Below are 16921 nucleotides of genomic sequence, written 5' to 3'. Positions count from 1 at the left end.
GAAGCGATATGCGCCTACGGGATGTCGGTGGAGTGGTCCCGGCTACGGCGCTGGCGCGACGGCGCTCTCCAACAGTCGGATCGTGCCGAGGTCTGCATCGATCTGTGCGTTCAACCCCAGGGGCAAGACGAACTGCTTCGGGATATGACCGATCATGCTGCCGCTGAAGGCCGGCACGCCGAGGGGCGTGAAATGACGTTCGAGCACTTCCTCCAGCGTGAGCGATCCGTAGTCGGTGCCGGGCCCGCAATCGGTGCAGCGACCGAACACCACGCCGGCGAGGCGATCGAGAATGCCGGCGAGCTTGAGTTGCGTGAGCATACGGTCGACGCGGTAGACCGCCTCGCCCACGTCTTCCAGGAACAGGATGGCGCCGTCGAAGTCGGGAACGTAAGAGGAGCCGACGATGGCGGTGAGCACGGTGAGGTTGCCGCCGAGGAGCGGGCCCTGGGCCTTACCGCCGCGAAGCGAGCGGATACGATGGTTCACCGGCACCAAGGTGTCGCGCGGGGTCCCGGTCGGGTTGCGCATGGTCACCGCTTCCCCCGCCATGACGACGCGCTGAAAGTACTCAGCGGAGAAACGGTCCAGCGGGCTCGGGCCATGAAAGGTGACCAATCCGGTGCGCTGGTGGACGCCGTTGATCAGCGCCGTGGCGTCGCTGTACCCCATGAGGATCTTCGGATGCTGGGCGATCGCCTCGTAATCAAGGAGCGGCAACAGGCGGGCCGAGCCCCAACCGCCCCGGGCGAAGATCATCCGCACCGACGGATCGGTGAAGAAACCGTTGATGTCCGCCGCCCGCGCCTCGTCCTCACCGGCGAAGTACCCCAGGCGGTCGTAGAAGTGCTCGCCCAGCACCACCTCCAGGCCCAGCGACTCGAGCGCCTCCTGCATGACCTCAATAGGAGCGCGCTTGAAGGCAGCGGTCGCAGGATTCACCAGTCCCACGCGATCTCCTCGCCGCAGGGCGGGCGCCTTGATCAGGGAACGCTGCGCGGCGGTGACCGGGCCGACGGACGCCCAGGTGAGGGCCGCCGCAGTGGCGGTGAGGAACTGGCGGCGTTGCATAGGCGGGGATCCGTGAGCGACCGGCGACACCGCTACTCTACCGCCAGGAATGCCCTCGACAAGCTGAGGCGAGTGCACACATCGCTCCATCCGCTGACTCGGCGCCCCCGATAACTCCGGATTCCGTCAAGCCGCACACCCCTGTCAGCACTTTACCCACGGATTACGTGATCGGCTTCACACTCGTGCCTGAGCAGTGCGTCGCGAAGACAACGCTCACTCTCGGCGCCCCTGATGAAATACGCCCATCTTCAGGCACACACCTTCAGGGCTGACCAACGTGAACAAGAACACTACCCTCGGCATCGCCGTCGTCGTCGCCATCTCCGCGGCTACCGCGCTTTCGCCCCGTGCACCGTCTTCTCACGGCGAACAGGACCTACCGCTGTTTGCCGCCGCAGACGTTACGCCGGGCGCTGGCCTGGGTGCCGGACTGGATCCCTCGAACCCCAGCGTCGGCGGCAATCTGGATACCGCCGGTTTCCCCTGGTCGCAGAGTCGGGGTGAAGCACCGGATCTGATCGGGCCGCCGGCGGGTGCCATCGGCAGCTTCCCGGGTGATCGCGGGTCCTTCGACGGCCGCAACGCCGACGAGTCCACCGCGCGCAAAGACGATGCCGGCACCGGCGACGTGAGCGACAAGATCGGCCCCGCCCTCGCGGCCTTTGCGGCGGCCGGTGGCGCTCAGCGCGTCAGCCTCATCGCACACCTCGACGAGCAGCCGGAACTGTTCGACGCCGAGCGCCTGGCGGCCTTGGGCGGTGTGGTCACTCAGGAATTCGCAGCGCTGAACATGCGCGCCGTGAGCCTCCCGGCCGGCTCGCTCGAAGCCCTCGCGATGGACCCGCACGTGGCCGGCCTGTCCCTCGACCGTGAGGTGATCGGCGCGTCCTCATCTTCGCGTCACACGAACAAGATGCCGAGGGGTAACAGCCCCAACGCCCAGTACCGCGGCAGCGGCATCAACGTGGCCGTGGTCGACTCCGGCGTCGGCGTGCACGGCGATCTCGACAACGTCGAGCACGTCAACCTGATCACGCCGAAGACGCGCTTGGCCAACGGCGTGCGCCACGACGGCGCTGCCGAAGCGCTGTACGTCTTCGACGAAGCTCGCGGCCGCCGCGTCTTCGACCGCTCAGTGGACGCTGGCGAGACGCCCGCAGACCTGGTGTTCGAGAACACCAACTTCGAGTGGGAAGACGGCACCGCACAGCTCGACAACGCGAGCCGCGCCTCCGCAGCGACGGGCACGGATCGCATCTTCAACGCCTGTCGCGCCAGCAACGAGATCACGCTGGAAGCCTGGGTGGAGCCCGACAACACCAGTCAGGGTGGCCCGGCCCGCATCATCACCTTCTCGATCAATTCGGGTAACCGCAACTTCACCCTGGCCCAGGACGGCAGCCGCTACGTCATGCGCCTGCGCACCACGACTAACGGCAACAACGGCACCGGTCGCCAGCTCTACACCCCCCACAACACGGTGAAGACGCAGCTCCAGCACGTGGTGGCGGTTCGCGATGCCCAGGGCAGTGCTCGCTTGTACGTCGACGGACAACTACGTGACGTCGAGACCATCGGCGGCGACTTCTCGAACTGGGTCGGCAGCTACAACTTCGCCATCGGCAACGAGTTCAACACGAGCCCCAACAACGGCAGCCGCGACTTCCGCGGCGACTACCACCTCGCGGCCGTGCACTGCGATGCCCTGAGCCCGAGCCAGGTGCTGGACCACTACAACGCGGGTCCCGACGCCTACGCTACGGACAACGATCCGAACGGTCACGGCACCCACGTGGCGGGCATCGTCGCCGCCGACGGTGAGAACTCGAACGGCGTGCACCGCGGTCCCGCCTCGGAGGCGACCGTCTACTCCCTGCGCATGCTGGACGAGAACGGCCGCGGCAACCTCTCCAGCGCCCTCGCGGCCATGGAGTGGCTCCTGCAGCACGGCGCCGAGAACGACATCAAGGTGGCCAACCTGTCCTTCGGCATGGCGGTCCTCCAGTCCAACCAGGTGGATCCGCTGGTGCAGGCTGTGGAAGCCGTGTGGGACTCGGGCATCACCGTGGTGGCCTCGGCGGGTAACTACGGCCGCGATGGGCACATGACCATCACGAGCCCGGGTAACTCGCGCAAGATCATCACCGTGGGCTCACTCACGGACAACGGCACGGGCCTCAACCCACTGGACGACTACCCCTCGACTTACTCCTCGCAGGGTCCGACGGCGATCGACTTCGTGCTCAAGCCCGATCTCGTGGCCTCAGGCAACCGAGTCATCTCCACCATCACCCAAGGCGGCAAGCTGCGCACGGACCTGTCCGACCGCGTGGTGTCCTGCTCCGGCAGCGACTGCGAGGGCGACTACCTCGAGATGTCCGGCACCAGCATGGCGGCCCCGGCCGTCGCCGCCACCGCGGCCCTGATGCTGCAGAAGGACTCATCGCTGACACCGGACACGATCAAGGCCCGCCTCATGCGCTCGGCTAAGAAGATCGATGGGGGTCCGACCAAGGTGGGCGCAGGCCTGCTCGACATCGAGGCAGCGCTCGACGACTCCGGTACGATCAGCGGCAATGCCCTGTCGCCCCTGATGGCGCGCTCCGACGACGGCACCGTGATGCTGGTGGAGAACACCGCGCAGTTGTGGGGTGATGCCAGCTGGAGCTCGGCTTACCTCTGGAGCGACGGTTACCTCTGGTCCGACGCCTACCTCTGGAGCGACGGCTACCTCTGGTCCGATGGCTACCTCTGGAGCGACGGCTACCTCTGGTCCGACGCCTACCTGTGGAGCGACGGCTACCTCTGGTCCGACGGCTACCTCTGGAGCGATGCGTACCTCTGGTCGGACAGCGTGCAGGATGAAGACGGTCTGCGTCTGAACGGTACCCTGAACGACGACTAACCCGGCGCACTCCTTCGCCACCACCGGGCTCGCGAGCGACTCATTCGCTCGCGGGCCTTCTTGCGTTCAGCGCTTCATCGAGGCGCGACGCTAGCGACTGGCGAGGGCCTCGAAGTCCACGCAATCTGCGGCCAGCTCCTCGCGCAGCGCCCGCTCGAGGGCTGGCGGGAGCGCATCGGCGAAGCCACCCTGCCCCTTCGGTACCAACACGGCCTTTAGCTGGGCCCGCAGCTTCTCGGGCAGCAGGCGGCGAAGGGTTCTCGAATAGAGATCGGACTGGATGGCGGCGCGGAGCAGGCCTCGGGGCACCCGCTTCTGTGCGCTCGCGTTGCGTTGGGCGCCGAGCGATGAGGTGACAGGCGCCAGCCCGAGGTGGGACCAGACGCGCTCGACGCTAGCCTCAGGGTCCGCCACGTAGTCGTCGAAGCGCAACACGAGCAGGGCGTCATCGCCGAAGGCGGCGCGCCAGGGCGCCAGCTGCCGATCGTAGCGCGACACCTCTCGCAGCAACGGCAACTCCTCGAGGGCCTGCACCAAATCACCACGATAGGCCCCCTTCGCAACGTCGTGTCGGTAGTGGCTACGCAGGCGATCCACGGGATCGCGACCGATGAAGACCAACCGCAGCTCAGGACCGAAGAGCGCGAGCGCCCGCGCCGCCACACCGGTGAAGGCCGGCAGCTTGGTGTAGGCGGTCGACGCCTCTGCACACCAGGCCTCGCGCGGCGCCCCGTCGAAGATCTTCAGATACCGCGCAAGACCCGCCTCCGTGAGGACCGCGTCGTCGGTGAGATCAGCGGGTTCTTTCATGCTCGGCGCGTGGATCGCGGGATGGGTCACCACGTCGTCGAACAGCGCCGTCGTGCCGGACTTCATCGCCCCGATCAACAGGAACATTCGCTCCGGGACACGGCCCCGGCGATCACCGACCTCAGACGCTTGCACGGCCTGTTGATCCCGGTTCGCCGGCGACGGGCAGTCGGTTCGCGTCGACACCCGTCAGATCGCTCAGGAACTGCGCGTAGGCGGCGCGACCCACCACCACCCCGTGCGCAGCGGCCTCAAAGGCGGCCTGACGCCTGGCGTTCAACAGCGCTCGCCCGCCCTCGGCAGCGTACGCCAGAAGCACCTCGGCGTAAGCCTTCGGATCGGACTCCCGCCCCGCCTCGATGACGACACCCGTCTCGGCGACATCGCTCGCGATGCAGCCCCGATCGGGCGCGACCACCGTGGCGCCCAGGCGCATCGCTTCGAGCACCACGTTAGGCTGTGCTTCGAAGCGGTAGCGGGTCGGGAAGACGAAGACGTCCGTGCGCTTCAACAGCTCACGCTTATCCTCGCCGTAGAGCGGACCCAGCCAGCGCACCTGTTCCGGGGCGTGCGCCACCAGGGCCTCGATCGCCGCCCGCGTGTCCGCGTGCGGCACGGGCCCCGCCAGGGTGAACTGGCAGGCCTGGCTGCGCGCCAGCACGAGACGTGCCGTGGCCAGGAAGGTATCGACACCTTTCTCCGGGATTAGGTTGGAGAGCATCGTGACCCGAATCGGCGCGTCCGCGACGAGGGGCTCGGGGCGGTCCTGCGGGCCGGCGAAGCCGGCGTACTGCGAGAGATTCCCCACGACGTGCGACGGTCCAACAGCACTCCCGTAGGCCTCGCGAAACCGTCGCGCCATGGACTCACACAGAAACACCTGGGCGCCAGCGCTGCGCGCTCGCAGGGCATCGATCCTGGCCATCAGAGGATTGGGGGCACGCACGTATTCGAAGGTGCGGTGCTGCAACACGATCCGGTAGCCCAAGGCCTTGGCCGTGGCCGCCAGGCCCCAGGTGTAGACGAGGCCTCGTCCTCCATCCGCCACCAGGTAGAGCGAACGTTTTCGATAACGTAGCGACAAAGCGAGCATCGTCACCCAGGCTGCCACGACGCGGCCGGCTTTGCGGGCGTGGGTCACCACGCTCTTCTCGAGGGCTCCGGCCGCCACACTGCGCCGAACCAGCCGGACGCCGGGGCAGGCGGCGATATCGCCTGCGATCCGCTCCAGGTTCTTGGATTGGCCGTTGATGGGCGGTGGCAGGGCACCGATCACCAGGATGAGATGCACCCCGTTCACCTGCCTCGGCAAGCCCCCGCGGACCCGTCGTCCGTCATCGGCAGGCGCAGCCGAGCGCCGCGGGGTCGGCGGCGCTCGCTACGCTTCCTCGGGGTGCCTCGCACCGGGCAGGCGGTGTCAGGTCTTGGAGGCGTCGAAGATGCTCTGGATGGAGGCGTCCATCGTGCTGTTGAACGCCTCGTCCGTCTGCTGGGCGGAGAGGCCTTCGCTCAAGGCACGGGAGAAGCTCGCCACCATGCCGTGCTGGCGGGCGAGGCGCGCGTTGGCCTCCTCACGGCTGTAACCGCCGGACAGGGCCACCACCTTCAGCACCCGCGGATGGGCGATGCAGTCGGCGTAGAGGTCGTCCTTCTCCGGCAAGGTGAGCTTGAGCATCACCATCTCCTCGGCACCGAGGGCATCGAGGTGCTGCATGATGTTGGCGTGGAGGATTTCCTCGGCGCCGGCCTTGTCGGGGCAGTGGATGCCCACCTCGGGCTCGATGATGGGCACGAGGCCGGCGGCGATGATCTGCTTGCCGACGGCGAACTGCTGCTCGACGATCGCAGCGATGCCCTCGCCGTTGGCCTGCTTCACCACCGAGCGCATCTTGGTGCCGAACATGCCCTTGGCCTTGCCGCGCGCGAGGAGCTCATCGAGGCCCGGCATGGGCTTCATCAGCTGCACACCCTGCGACTCCTCGGCGAGCCCCTTGTCCACCTTGAGCAGGGGCACCACGTTCTTCTCCTCCCACAGGTAGTCCCCGGTGGGGCGACCGTCGATCTCCCGATCCATGGTCATCTCGAAGAGGATGGCAGCGAGGATGCGATCGCCGTTGAAGGCGGGCGCGGTGATGATGCGCGAGCGCATCTGGTGCACGAGGTCGAACATCTCCTCGTCGTTGGACCAGGCATCCTCGGCCACGCCGTACAGGCGCAGGGCCTTGGGCGTGCTGCCGCCGCTCTGGTCGAGGGCGGCGATGAAGCCATCGGCGCTTTGGAATTTGGCTTTCTGCTGCTCGAAGTTGCTCACGACAGGGTGCCTCTACTTGAGATGAGTCCGCGATGAAAACGAAACCAGGGTCGTTATTCTACCTGGAGTTCCCCCATCGCGGGCCGAGAGGCGCGGCAGCAAGTGTCCCGCTGCCGCGTCTGCCGTGAGCGTCCCTCAGTCCTCGAGGAAGCCGACGTCGCGGGCGTCCTGAAGCTCGGCGGGATAGTCGTCGAGGGTCTCGAGGTCGATGCGGTTCAGGCGCGGCGGCACGCGCACCTGGCGACCTTCCCCACCCATGCCGTCGTCGAAGAGGCTGAACTCGAACTCGAGCACGGTGCCGACGTCCGCCTCGCCGTCGTAGTCGAGCAGTTCCCACGTGAGGTCGCGGTCGAACAGGGCGAAGTCGCCCGTGAGCACGATCTGCGCCGTGTCGACGGAGCTGGTGTAGGTCCAGGTGCCGGCGGTCTCGAAGCAACCGCGCGAATCGTCCGTCAGGCAGGTGGCCGGGCCCGGCTCGAACAGGCGTGCGCTGAGGTCGGCGCTGAACAGGTAGCCGGAGATGCGCTGCGGGTCGGGCAAACCGTCGGCGCGGTAGATGCTGCTGCGATCCACGCGCTCCCGGCCGAAGTTCGGCTCGGCGGTGACCGGTGCCCAGTAGCTCGGCTCCGCGGCCAGCAGATCCTCGAGCAGATTCGCCCCGTCGTTGCGCTGGCGCGCCATCCAATCGGTGAAGCGCAGCATCACCTCGCCATGCACCTCGTAGGTGACCAGGACGAAGTCGATGTCGAACAGGCGACGCAGGCGCTGGAAGGTGAAGCGCTCCGTGGTGCCCTCCTCGTCTTCGCTGGTGAAGACCAGGGCGCCGTCGATCAGGTTCCAGGCGAAGTCGAGATCGCTCAGCACGCCCAAGGTGGTGCGCCCATCCTGACGCAGGGTGAAGAGGTCCACGGCGATGCCGGGCGCCGTGTCGAAGCTGCCGCCGAGGTCGTAGCGCACGGGCACGGCCCAGGCCTGCAGCGACACCACGTCGTCAGCGAGGTCACCGTCGCGCGCGGTGGGCGGCGAGATCACCCGCGTGAACTCGCTCGAGCGCGAGCCGCTCGGCAGGTCGCCGGGCCACTCGAGGTCCGTGAGCACCTGATCCAGATCGCTCACCTCGCGCTCCTCCACGATCGCCTGCACGTCGCCGTCGACGCTGCTCACGGCCTGGGCGACGCGCGAGGTCAGCCGCGTACGCACCTCCAGGGGATCGGGCACCATGTCCCCATCCACTAACGCCTGGGTGAGGAAGTCCACCACCTCCTGATCGAAGCCGAACTGGGACACCAGGTCGTTGCGGTCGGCAAGGGCCACTTCGGCGGTGTTGGCCACGGCGAGCGCGTCCGCCTCGTCGAAGGTCAACGTGAGCGTTTGGTTCATCAAGGCCCAGGACAGGCCGATGGCATCGGTGCGCACCTTCTGCGCACGGGCACCGAGGGCCTCGTAACGCTGGCGGTAGTAGGTGCCCGTGCCGCCGTCCGCCAGGTCGACCACGGACTTGGCCGTGATGTCGCGCAGGAGGTGATTCGGCGCTGCCTCGGCGGCCCAGATGCGCGTACCCGGCAGGGTGGCGGCGTCGAAGCCCGCCACCACGTTGCCATCGGCGAGGGTGGCCGCCTGGGCGTCGGCCAAGGCTTGGGCGAAGGCGTCCGTGCGCACGCCGTCGGCATCCTGCAGGCCTTGCGCTTCCAACAGGGCGGTGATCGCCTCCTGGCGCGACTCCATGCCGTCGGGCAGCAGGAGGCCCAGCACGGTCTCGCCGTCGGGCACGGTGATGAGGCCGTCGTCGACGATGGCCTTGATCAGCGAGGCCGTGTCGAGGAGCAGCTGCAACGGGATGGCGGTCTCGGCGCGGGTCAAGGTCTCGGCATCCGTCGCCGCGGCGCCGCCGTTGAAGTCCGGCAGCAGCAGATCGCGGGCCGTGCTCACGTGGGTCACGTTGAGACGCGGGAACTCGCTCGCATCGAGGGTCTCGTCGGCGCCCGCGGCGGCCACCAGCTGGGCGAGGCTGCCGAGCACGGAGACCAGCTCCACCTGCTCCTGGCCCGCCGCCGTGCCGAAGGCGCGCAGGGTGACGAGGGCGTCCGCGTTGAACTCCCCTTCGCGCCGCTGCAGCGTGACCGTGTAGGCGCCGCTGCCGTCGGCGGTGGCTTCGAAATCATCGCCGTCGAAGCTACCGAAGATGGCGGCGTCGGTGACGGGCGAGTCGGTCACCATGCCCGAGAGCACCACGGTGGTGATGTCCACCACGGTGATCGTGAAGGGGTCGAGGCTCGCGGTGGTCGTGCCGTCGCCAACGCTGATCGTGATGTCCGCGTACTCGCCCTGGTCCGTGTTCGACGGTGTGCCCGTGAGGGCGCCGGTATCGGGATCGAAGCTCGCCCAAGGCGGTGTGTTGGCGATGGAGAACGTCAGGTCATCGCCCACGTCGACGTCGCTCGCCGTGGGCGTGAAGGCGTAGTCCTGACCCTCGTCCACGGAGGCGGGTGCCGTGCCGGCGATCTCCGGCGCATCGTTGGTGTTCAGCACCTCGAGCGAGAAGGGGGCGCTGGAGGTGTTGTCGGTGCCGTCGCTCACCGTCACCACGATGCCGGCGGTCACGCCCACATCGTCATTGGTCGGCGCCCCGGTGAGCTGCCCCGTGGCCGGATCGAGGGTCGCCCAGGCGGGGGCGTTGGCGATCGAGAAGGTGACCGCATCGCCGTCGGCGTCGGTGGCGGTGAGCTGGAAGCTGAAGGCCGCATCTTCCGTCGCGGTGGCCGGCAGGGCGCCGACCAGCTCCGGGGCGTCGTTGACGTTGATCACTTCCAGCGAGACGCCAGTGCTGCTGGTGGTGGCGGTGCCGTCGGTCACCGTCACGATCACGTCCGTGGTCACGCCCACATCCGCGTTGGTCGGCGTGCCGGTCAGGGCGCCCGTCATGGGATCGACCAGCAACCAGATCGGCGCGTTGCGCAAGCCGAAGGTGAGCGCGTCACCGTCCGCGTCGGTGGCGCTGAGTTGGAAGGTGAAGGGTGCGTCCTCCGTCGCCATCATGGGCAAGGCGCCGCTGGTGAAGACGGGGGCGTCGTTGACGTTCACCACCTCCACGCTGAAGGGCGCGCTGTCGACGGTGACGTCACCATCGCTCACGCTCACCGTGATGTCGGCCGTCACCCCGACGTCGGCGTTGCCAGGTTGGCCCGAGAGATCACCGGTGGCGGGATCGATCATGAGCCAGGCGGGCGCGCCGTCGATGGCGAAGGTGAGGGTGTCGCCATCCGCGTCGTTGGCGGTGAAAGAAAATGCGTACTGGGCATCCTGATCCACGGTCGCCGGGGGCGTACCGGTGATCGTGGGCGCGGTGTTGGTGGGGGGAGCCGGGGGCGCGGGATTTCCGCCGCCACCGCCGCCGCCGCACCCCGCAAGCACCAGGGCCGACGTGAACACTCCGATCATTCCAGCGCGCGACACGGTGGTCGACGCCTCGGCGGCCGCTGCTGCGGTCTTCTTCTCGTTCATGATAGGTAACGCTCTGAATTCAGCTCGGACTGGAGGGGGCGTAGTGTACCGGAGCCGGGCGCGGCTCGCGGGTACCGACATAAGCCCTTGACGGAGCAGGCGTCGAGCGATGGCCTAGCGCTAGCGCGAGAGTGCGCGCGACGCTATGGAAGGTCCGGCCTGCGCTCGCGCAGTCGACATATGCAGCCCTATGGGGCGCGCGTGACGCACAACTCAGCCGCGGCCAGATCCTGCAGGGCCGTGCCGACGGACTTGTAGAGGGTGATCTCCTGTGCGCTCCGCCGCAGCAGGGTGCCCCCATCGTGTGCGCACATCTGATACAGATCGCCCGCCACCGAATCAAACGAGAAGGCACCAGCGGAGATCGCTTGCAGCAGATCGCCCGCCTCATCGCGTGCGCCCTCCCACGTATCGATGAACACCTGGTCGGACCGTCCCACCAACGCCGGGTCCGCCTCGCACATTGCAGGGGTGTAAGCCCCCACCAGATCCACGTGCGTGCCATCCTCCACCCATTCGCTGCGCAGGAGCGGCGCTTTGGCGCCGGTGGCAGCACTGATGATGTCCGCTCCGGCCGCGCCGCTGGCCACGTCCGCCACGCTCACGCACCGTTGCCCGGCGTCGAGCTCTGCGCTGACGGCCTCCACCAAGGCCTGCGCCCGCTCGGGGCGCCGCCCCCACACGCGCACCTCACGGATCGGGCGCACCGCGCAGTGAGCGCTGATCAGCTCCCGTGCGACCCGACCGGTGCCGATCACGAACAAGGTCTGCGCGTTCTCGCGGGAAAGGTAGCGCGAGGCCAGGGCGGAGGCAGCGGCCGTGCGCCTGGCCGTGAGGGCGCCCGCATCCAGCAGCGCCCGCGGCACCCCGGTGCCCGGCTCGAACAACAGGTACACCCCGTGCAAGGTGGGCAACCCAACGGATGCGTTCGTAGGCGAGAGCGCTGCGACCTTGAGACCGAAGGCCCCGCCCTGGCCGTGCCAGGCAGGCATCAGCAACAAGGTCAGGTCGTCGTCTCCCTCGGCGACGCCGGGCACCGCATGGTGATGACGCATCGGCGAGACGCCCGCGGCCCGGAAAGCGTCACGGATAGCATCGATCATGGGCACCCAGGGCGTGCCCTCGGCCACCGCCTGTGCGTTGAATACCTTCAGCTCCATCGGACGCTCCTCGGGGACGTCACGCGCTGTAAACCGCCACCGGCTCGCCCAACACCTCGCGACGAGGTTCGACGCCGAGCCCCGGGGCGCGCGATGCTTCCATGCACCCGTCGACGCGCGTCGGCGCTCCGCTCGCGTGGCTCACCGTGACGTAGCTATTGAAATCGGTCGCCGAGAAGCGCAAGGGCTCGGGGGTGGAGTGCGCGAGGTGGGCGATGGCAGCCGTGATGATGTCGCCGCCCCAGCTGTCCTCCAGGGTCATCGGCACGTTGAGTGAGACGCACAGATCGCGGATCTGCCTTGCCTTGCTCAGGCCGCCCACCTTGGAGATCTTCAGGTTGATCGCATCCATCGCGCCGTCGTGATGGCCGCGCAGGAAGGCATCGAGATCGGTGATGTTCTCATCGAGGATGAAGGGCAGCGCCGTCTTGCGGCGCACCGTGAGGCAGTGCTCGTAGGTGCGGCACGGCTGCTCGATGTACACGTCGCGATCGCGCACGGCGTGCACCACCCGCAGGGCGTCATCCACGCGCCAGCCCGTGTTGGCGTCGGCGACGAGCACCTCGCCCGGGGAAAGCACATCGGCCGCCGCGTGGATGCGCGCGATGTCCGTGGCGGGATCACCGCCCACCTTGAGTTGAAACTTGGTATAGCCCGCGGCGCGATGCTCGGCGACGTTCTGCGCCATCTCCGCCACGGGGCGTTGGCTGATCGCCCGATACAGCACGACGCGCTCGCCGTAGCGACCGCCCAGCAAGTCGCACACCGGCCTGTCACAGGCCTTGCCGAGCAGGTCCCAGCACGCCATGTCGATCGCCGACTTCACGTAGGGGTGGCCGAGTAAGGCGCGATCCATGAGGCGATTGATCGGCCCGAGGGCCGTGGGGTCTTCGCCGAGCAAGGTGGGCGCCAGCTCGCCGATACCGGCCCGGGCACCGGGCCCGAACGCCGGGAGGTAGAAGGGGCCGAGGGGGCACACCTCGCCAAGGCCGTAGCGACCGTCGTCGCCGATCAGCTCGACGACGGTGCTGTCGAAGACCTCGACGTACTTGCCCTCGGACCAGCTGTAGCGGCCCTCCACCAGGGGAAGATCGACTTGATAGACGCGGATCTCAGCTAACTTCAAGGCACAGTCCTGCGGCGATGGCGACATTGACGTCGACTATAGCGCCGGCCCGAATGGCGGAGCAAAGCACCCGCGCATGCGACGGTCAGGGGGTCAGCGCGGCCACGCCGTCGTCGAGGCTCTCCCCGCTCAGGGCGTGGAGAAACGCGATCAGGGCGGCGAGCTCCTCCGCGTCCAGGCGTAGCGGGTCGAGCTCCTGGTGGCCGAGCACCTGGGTGGGCGCGGCCACGTAGTGGGCGAGCACAGCGGCGAGGTCAGCGAAGCGGCCGTCGTGCATGTAGGGCGCCGTGCGCGCCACGTTGCGCAAGGTGGGCACGCGAAACGCCCCCAACAGGTCCGCACCACGGGCCTTCATGAAGCGCAGCTCGGCGCAGTCCGCGGGGGCCGCATCGCTGTGCGGGCCGAGACAGTTGAAGGGATCCTCGCGCACCTCGCGCACGGCCGCGGCGCGGCCCAGATCTGCGGTGTCGGCCGTGGCGGTGCGTGCGATCAGGCCGATGTTGTGAAAGCCGCCGTTACTGAACATGGGCCCGTTGTGACACTGGGTGCACTGGGCGCGATCACCGATGAATAGCCTTAGGCCCGCCTGCTCCTCGTCGCTGAGGTATCCCCCTCCAGTGACATCTCCCGCCAGCAGGGCGGCGACGAAGCGATCGAAGCGCGACGGCGCGGGCAGCAGGGTGCGCTCGTACGCGGCGATCGCCTTCCCCACGCGCGCGAAGGCGGCATCCACACGCGCCCGATCATCCGAGGCCATCTGCTGCCAGGCGGCGAGGGCAGGTGCGTCCGCGCGCGGTGTGGCGTGGAGCGGGAAACGCTCCGCGTCGGACACATCGAGGGGTGCTTCGTCGAAGAGGTCGACCCAGGCCTCGCGATAGGTGGGGTCCTCGGCGAGCACGGCGAGCACGGCCACGCGGCCGAGCCCTTGCTCATCCGGGTGTTCGATCGGCGTGAGCGCCTGGGCCCAGAGGCTGTCCCGACGCCCATCCCAGTAGAGCCAGCGTTGGTAAGCCCCGCCGAGCACGGTCGGCGCGTTGCGACCGGTGAGGCTGAGGCCGCGGGAACGGGCGGTGCTGTCGGCGAAGGCGTGGGTCGGTTGATGGCAGTTGGCGCAGGAGACCTCGCCGTTGGCACTCAGACGGGTGTCGAAGAACAGACGCTCGCCGAGAGCAGCTGCTGCTGGAGAATCGGCCAGGGCGTTCGAAGGGCTCGGTGGGACCGGCAAGCTGGGGGACGGCAGGAGGCTGAGGCTCGCGAGCAGCGAGCGTTCGGCAACACTCCAAGGCGCCTCGGCGGCGTCGTTCGCACTCGCCGCTGGCCCAACCGCGAGCAGCGCCAGCGCCGCCAGGGCGCCCAGCGCGTGGCAACGATTCAAGGCTCGACGGCGATGTCGAAGGTCACCGTGTCGGTCACCTGCCCCGCCTGCACCGACAGGACCAGCTGCCACCAGCCCTTCATGCCGAAGCGCAGCCCTTCGAGCGGGTAGCGGCCGGGAGCCACCGGCGCGCCGATCGCCGGTGAGGTGGGAAAGCCGTGATCGTGCAGGGGCATGCCACCGACGAAATCGAGCTGCGCGCCCTCCACGGGCGTGCCCTCGGGATCGTCCACAGCGATCGTGTAGGTGAGCAGGCGATTGATCTGCGGCCCTTCAGGCGGCGCCTGGAGGCTGATGCGGAAATGCCCGCCCTCGGTGAGCTTGCTCGCCACCGGGTCCAGGCTCTGCGGAATGCCGTCATCGTCGAGGCTGATGCGCCCTGCCGCCACCTCGGCCCGCAGAGCGCGCCAGGCGGAGGGCGTGGATTGGGCGGAGGCGACGCTAGCGCCTTCGAGCATGGCGCGCACCTCGGCATCGCCGTCACCCCCCATGTGCTCATGGTGCGCATGGTCAGCGGTCTGCGCTTGCGCTTCCGGTTCGCTCGGCGCGGGCCCGCAGGCGCTGAGCAGCAGCGCCGACGACGCGGCGAGATACCACGATCCTCTCGACGTCATCTTCAACGCCCTCCCAGCCATGCCACACTCATCCACACGCCCTCAGACCGCACCGCCACAGGCGCTTCCCCTGACAGATCCGTCAGGTAGATGCCATTGGTGGTGGCGTAGGCGAAGGTGCCATCACCGCCCGCGAAAGCGCCGTAGCTCATGATCTGTGCCTGCTCGGTGAGGCGTTCAGGCTCACCCCCAGCAACGGGGACGCGCCACCAGTCCGACGCCACATCGTGGTCGTTGTGCGCCTGCGCCTCACCGATCGGCAGCAATCGCCACAGGAGGGACGACAGGCCACCCCGCTGCCCTGCCGGCACGCGCGTGTCCTCCTCCGCCACGGCGAACACCAGGTGCTTGCCGTCGGGGGTGAACGCGGGTGCGTCCACATCGAAGAACTTGCCCACGGGCACCAACATCTCGAGCTTGCTACCGTCGACGTTAGCCACAAACAGGCCGCGCTGCTGGGACAGGGGCTGCACGCCGACGAAGGCGATCTTGCGCCCGTCGGGGGACACGGTGGGCCAGATGCCGTTGGCGATGATGTCCTGCACCTCGCCCGTGCGCAGGTCGAGGCGACGCAAGGTCACGTCCGAGTAGGCGTTGATCGCATCGTCCGAGGCGGCCACGCGCACGTGGTAGCAGTAGCGCCCGTCCGGCGACAGGGCGGGCTCCAGCAGGTACTCGCCGGGCGTGTCCCCGCCGAGCAGGGGCTGGGCGGACCACTCGGGGGCCGTGAGATCCACCCGGTACAAGGCGCTGCGGTCGAACAGGCGCGCGTCGCCCGCCGGCGGTGGCACGTAGCTGTAGATGAGGAACGACTCGTCCCGGGCCACGGTGAGCTGGCGAATCTCGCTGCCCGCGGGGGCCCGGTAGAGCCACTGCTCATCCCCCGCCGACGCATCGGCCGCCAGCGATACGACGCCGTGGTCAGGCGCGGCCGCCAGGGAGATGCTGAGCAAGCGGGCATCGGCGAGATCGCGCGGCGGCGGCGCCTTCGCACATCCGCTCAGCACCGCGGCGATGAGAACGGCGCAGGCGAGCGCTGCGCGGGCGGAAACTCTGATCATCATGGGCCGGCATTGTAGTCGCTCGCGCGATCAGCTGCCGTACGCGTCCAGGGCCTCGGCAAGGGTGGTACCGCGGCGATCGCGAAACCAGGTGAGGTACGGCGGGCGCTCGGCCGTGTCAACGTTGCGCGGCCCCGGCGCCAGCCGCCCGCCGCGCTCCAAGCGAACGGTGCGGGTCTCCACGCTGAAGCGCGTGACGCCGCTGTGATTGGGCAGGGAGACGTGCAGCTGCGCCCCGGAAAACAAGGCCAGATGACCCACGGGCAGCTCCAGCGGGGTCGCCTCCTGAGCCGGCGGCGGTAACTTGGCCCGCGGCGCCGAGGGGTAAGCCACCGACCGCCCCTGACCGCCTGCAGCCTGGCGATGGGCTCGATAGTCCTCGAAGGACCAGGTGTCGGACTCGTTCTCCACCGGCTGCTGCCAGTGCTGCAGGTACAGGCCCAACGTGTTCAGACGTGACACGGGCGACACGGGGGCCCACCAATTCTCCTGGCACATGACCCGCGAGCCCCAGGTGTCGCGGTGGGGATGCAGGGGTGGGAAGCCGCCGTGGCCGCTCGCCTGCGGCGGCAGCACACGCAAGAAGAGTTGATCGCGGAAAACGCCATCGCCCATCTGCAGGGCGCTGGCCGTTTGCCAGAAGGCGTCGCGTGCCGTCGCGTCGCCGGCGAAGCGCCGCTGAAGGATGCGGCCGCGCGCGGCGAAGACCTCCGCCGGCAGGCAGTGCGCGAGTGCAGCAGGCCCCTCGAGGGCGAAGGCATCGTCGACCAGCTCGCTCGCTCGGCGCAGCAGACCGGAAAAGGCCTCTGGCGGGCGCTCGAGCACCAGCACCTGGCCCGCTTCGATCGCCCGCACACGCACGGCGGGTGCGGGGACTGCCGGCAGGCGCTGAATCGTACCCGAAGTAGGCGCGACGACGGCGCCGCGACGAGGCTCGTCACGGCGCCGTGGGGGTAACACCGTCACCGGTGTCCTAGCGAGGCA

The 16921-nt window shown here is 68.5% G+C and carries 12 protein-coding genes; 1 reads left to right on the top strand and 11 read right to left on the bottom strand.

Features of this window, described 5'->3' with window-relative positions:
- Positions 1–42: 42 nt before the first annotated feature.
- Positions 43–1071, bottom strand: a complete 1029-nt coding sequence (locus AAF184_07335) for an LD-carboxypeptidase (protein ID MEO0422131.1) — start codon at positions 1069–1071, stop codon at positions 43–45.
- A gap of 280 nt (positions 1072–1351) precedes the next feature.
- On the opposite strand from AAF184_07335, the gene AAF184_07330 reads away from it, so the two are divergent.
- A complete protein-coding gene (locus tag AAF184_07330) occupies positions 1352–3979 on the top strand; it encodes a S8 family serine peptidase (protein MEO0422130.1) in 2628 nt (875 codons plus the stop codon).
- Between the two features lie 90 nt (positions 3980–4069).
- On the opposite strand, the gene AAF184_07325 is transcribed toward AAF184_07330, so the two are convergent.
- The 10 genes from AAF184_07325 to AAF184_07280 form a co-directional block, all read right to left on the bottom strand.
- Positions 4070–4876 (bottom strand): sulfotransferase, encoded by an 807-nt coding sequence (locus AAF184_07325; protein ID MEO0422129.1) that lies wholly within the window; start codon positions 4874–4876, stop codon positions 4070–4072.
- Between the two features lie 34 nt (positions 4877–4910).
- Positions 4911–6080 (bottom strand): glycosyltransferase family 4 protein, encoded by a 1170-nt coding sequence (locus tag AAF184_07320; GenBank protein MEO0422128.1) that lies wholly within the window; start codon positions 6078–6080, stop codon positions 4911–4913.
- Between the two features lie 126 nt (positions 6081–6206).
- Positions 6207–7100 carry a fructose bisphosphate aldolase gene (locus AAF184_07315; GenBank protein MEO0422127.1) on the bottom strand — a complete coding sequence of 298 codons (894 nt, stop codon included), beginning with the start codon at positions 7098–7100 and terminating at the stop codon, positions 6207–6209.
- A 135-nt stretch (positions 7101–7235) separates the two neighbouring features.
- Positions 7236–10601 carry a putative Ig domain-containing protein gene (locus AAF184_07310; protein ID MEO0422126.1) on the bottom strand — a complete coding sequence of 1122 codons (3366 nt, stop codon included), beginning with the start codon at positions 10599–10601 and terminating at the stop codon, positions 7236–7238.
- A 188-nt stretch (positions 10602–10789) separates the two neighbouring features.
- The gene (locus AAF184_07305; protein MEO0422125.1) at positions 10790–11761 is read right to left on the bottom strand and encodes an ornithine cyclodeaminase family protein; all 972 of its coding nucleotides are present in this window, start codon (positions 11759–11761) and stop codon (positions 10790–10792) included.
- A 19-nt stretch (positions 11762–11780) separates the two neighbouring features.
- Positions 11781–12887: a cis-3-hydroxy-L-proline dehydratase gene (locus AAF184_07300; GenBank protein MEO0422124.1), complete on the bottom strand. Its 1107-nt coding sequence runs from the start codon at positions 12885–12887 to the stop codon at positions 11781–11783.
- A gap of 85 nt (positions 12888–12972) precedes the next feature.
- Positions 12973–14262, bottom strand: coding sequence for a cytochrome c peroxidase (locus tag AAF184_07295; GenBank protein MEO0422123.1), 1290 nt, complete (start codon positions 14260–14262; stop codon positions 12973–12975).
- Positions 14259–14876, bottom strand: coding sequence for a FixH family protein (locus AAF184_07290; protein MEO0422122.1), 618 nt, complete (start codon positions 14874–14876; stop codon positions 14259–14261). Before AAF184_07290 ends, AAF184_07295 begins: the two co-directional genes overlap by 4 nt.
- A gap of 2 nt (positions 14877–14878) precedes the next feature.
- Positions 14879–15940, bottom strand: a complete 1062-nt coding sequence (locus AAF184_07285) for a hypothetical protein (GenBank protein MEO0422121.1) — start codon at positions 15938–15940, stop codon at positions 14879–14881.
- A gap of 27 nt (positions 15941–15967) precedes the next feature.
- Positions 15968–16903 (bottom strand): hypothetical protein, encoded by a 936-nt coding sequence (locus AAF184_07280; GenBank protein ID MEO0422120.1) that lies wholly within the window; start codon positions 16901–16903, stop codon positions 15968–15970.
- Positions 16904–16921: the final 18 nt, after the last annotated feature.

This window comes from Pseudomonadota bacterium, assembly GCA_039815145.1.
Classification (GTDB): Bacteria; Pseudomonadota; Gammaproteobacteria; order Steroidobacterales; family JBCBZW01; genus JBCBZW01.
This window is presented reverse-complemented; position numbering and strand designations above follow the sequence as displayed.

Coding starts and splice junctions, on each gene's coding strand:
- AAF184_07335 (MEO0422131.1), bottom strand. CDS start 1,071: ATGCAACGCCGCCAGTTCCTCACCGCCACTGCGGCGGCCCTCACCTGG.
- AAF184_07325 (MEO0422129.1), bottom strand. CDS start 4,876: ATGTTCCTGTTGATCGGGGCGATGAAGTCCGGCACGACGGCGCTGTTC.
- AAF184_07310 (MEO0422126.1), bottom strand. CDS start 10,601: ATGAACGAGAAGAAGACCGCAGCAGCGGCCGCCGAGGCGTCGACCACC.
- AAF184_07305 (MEO0422125.1), bottom strand. CDS start 11,761: ATGGAGCTGAAGGTATTCAACGCACAGGCGGTGGCCGAGGGCACGCCC.
- AAF184_07290 (MEO0422122.1), bottom strand. CDS start 14,876: ATGACGTCGAGAGGATCGTGGTATCTCGCCGCGTCGTCGGCGCTGCTG.
- AAF184_07285 (MEO0422121.1), bottom strand. CDS start 15,940: ATGATGATCAGAGTTTCCGCCCGCGCAGCGCTCGCCTGCGCCGTTCTC.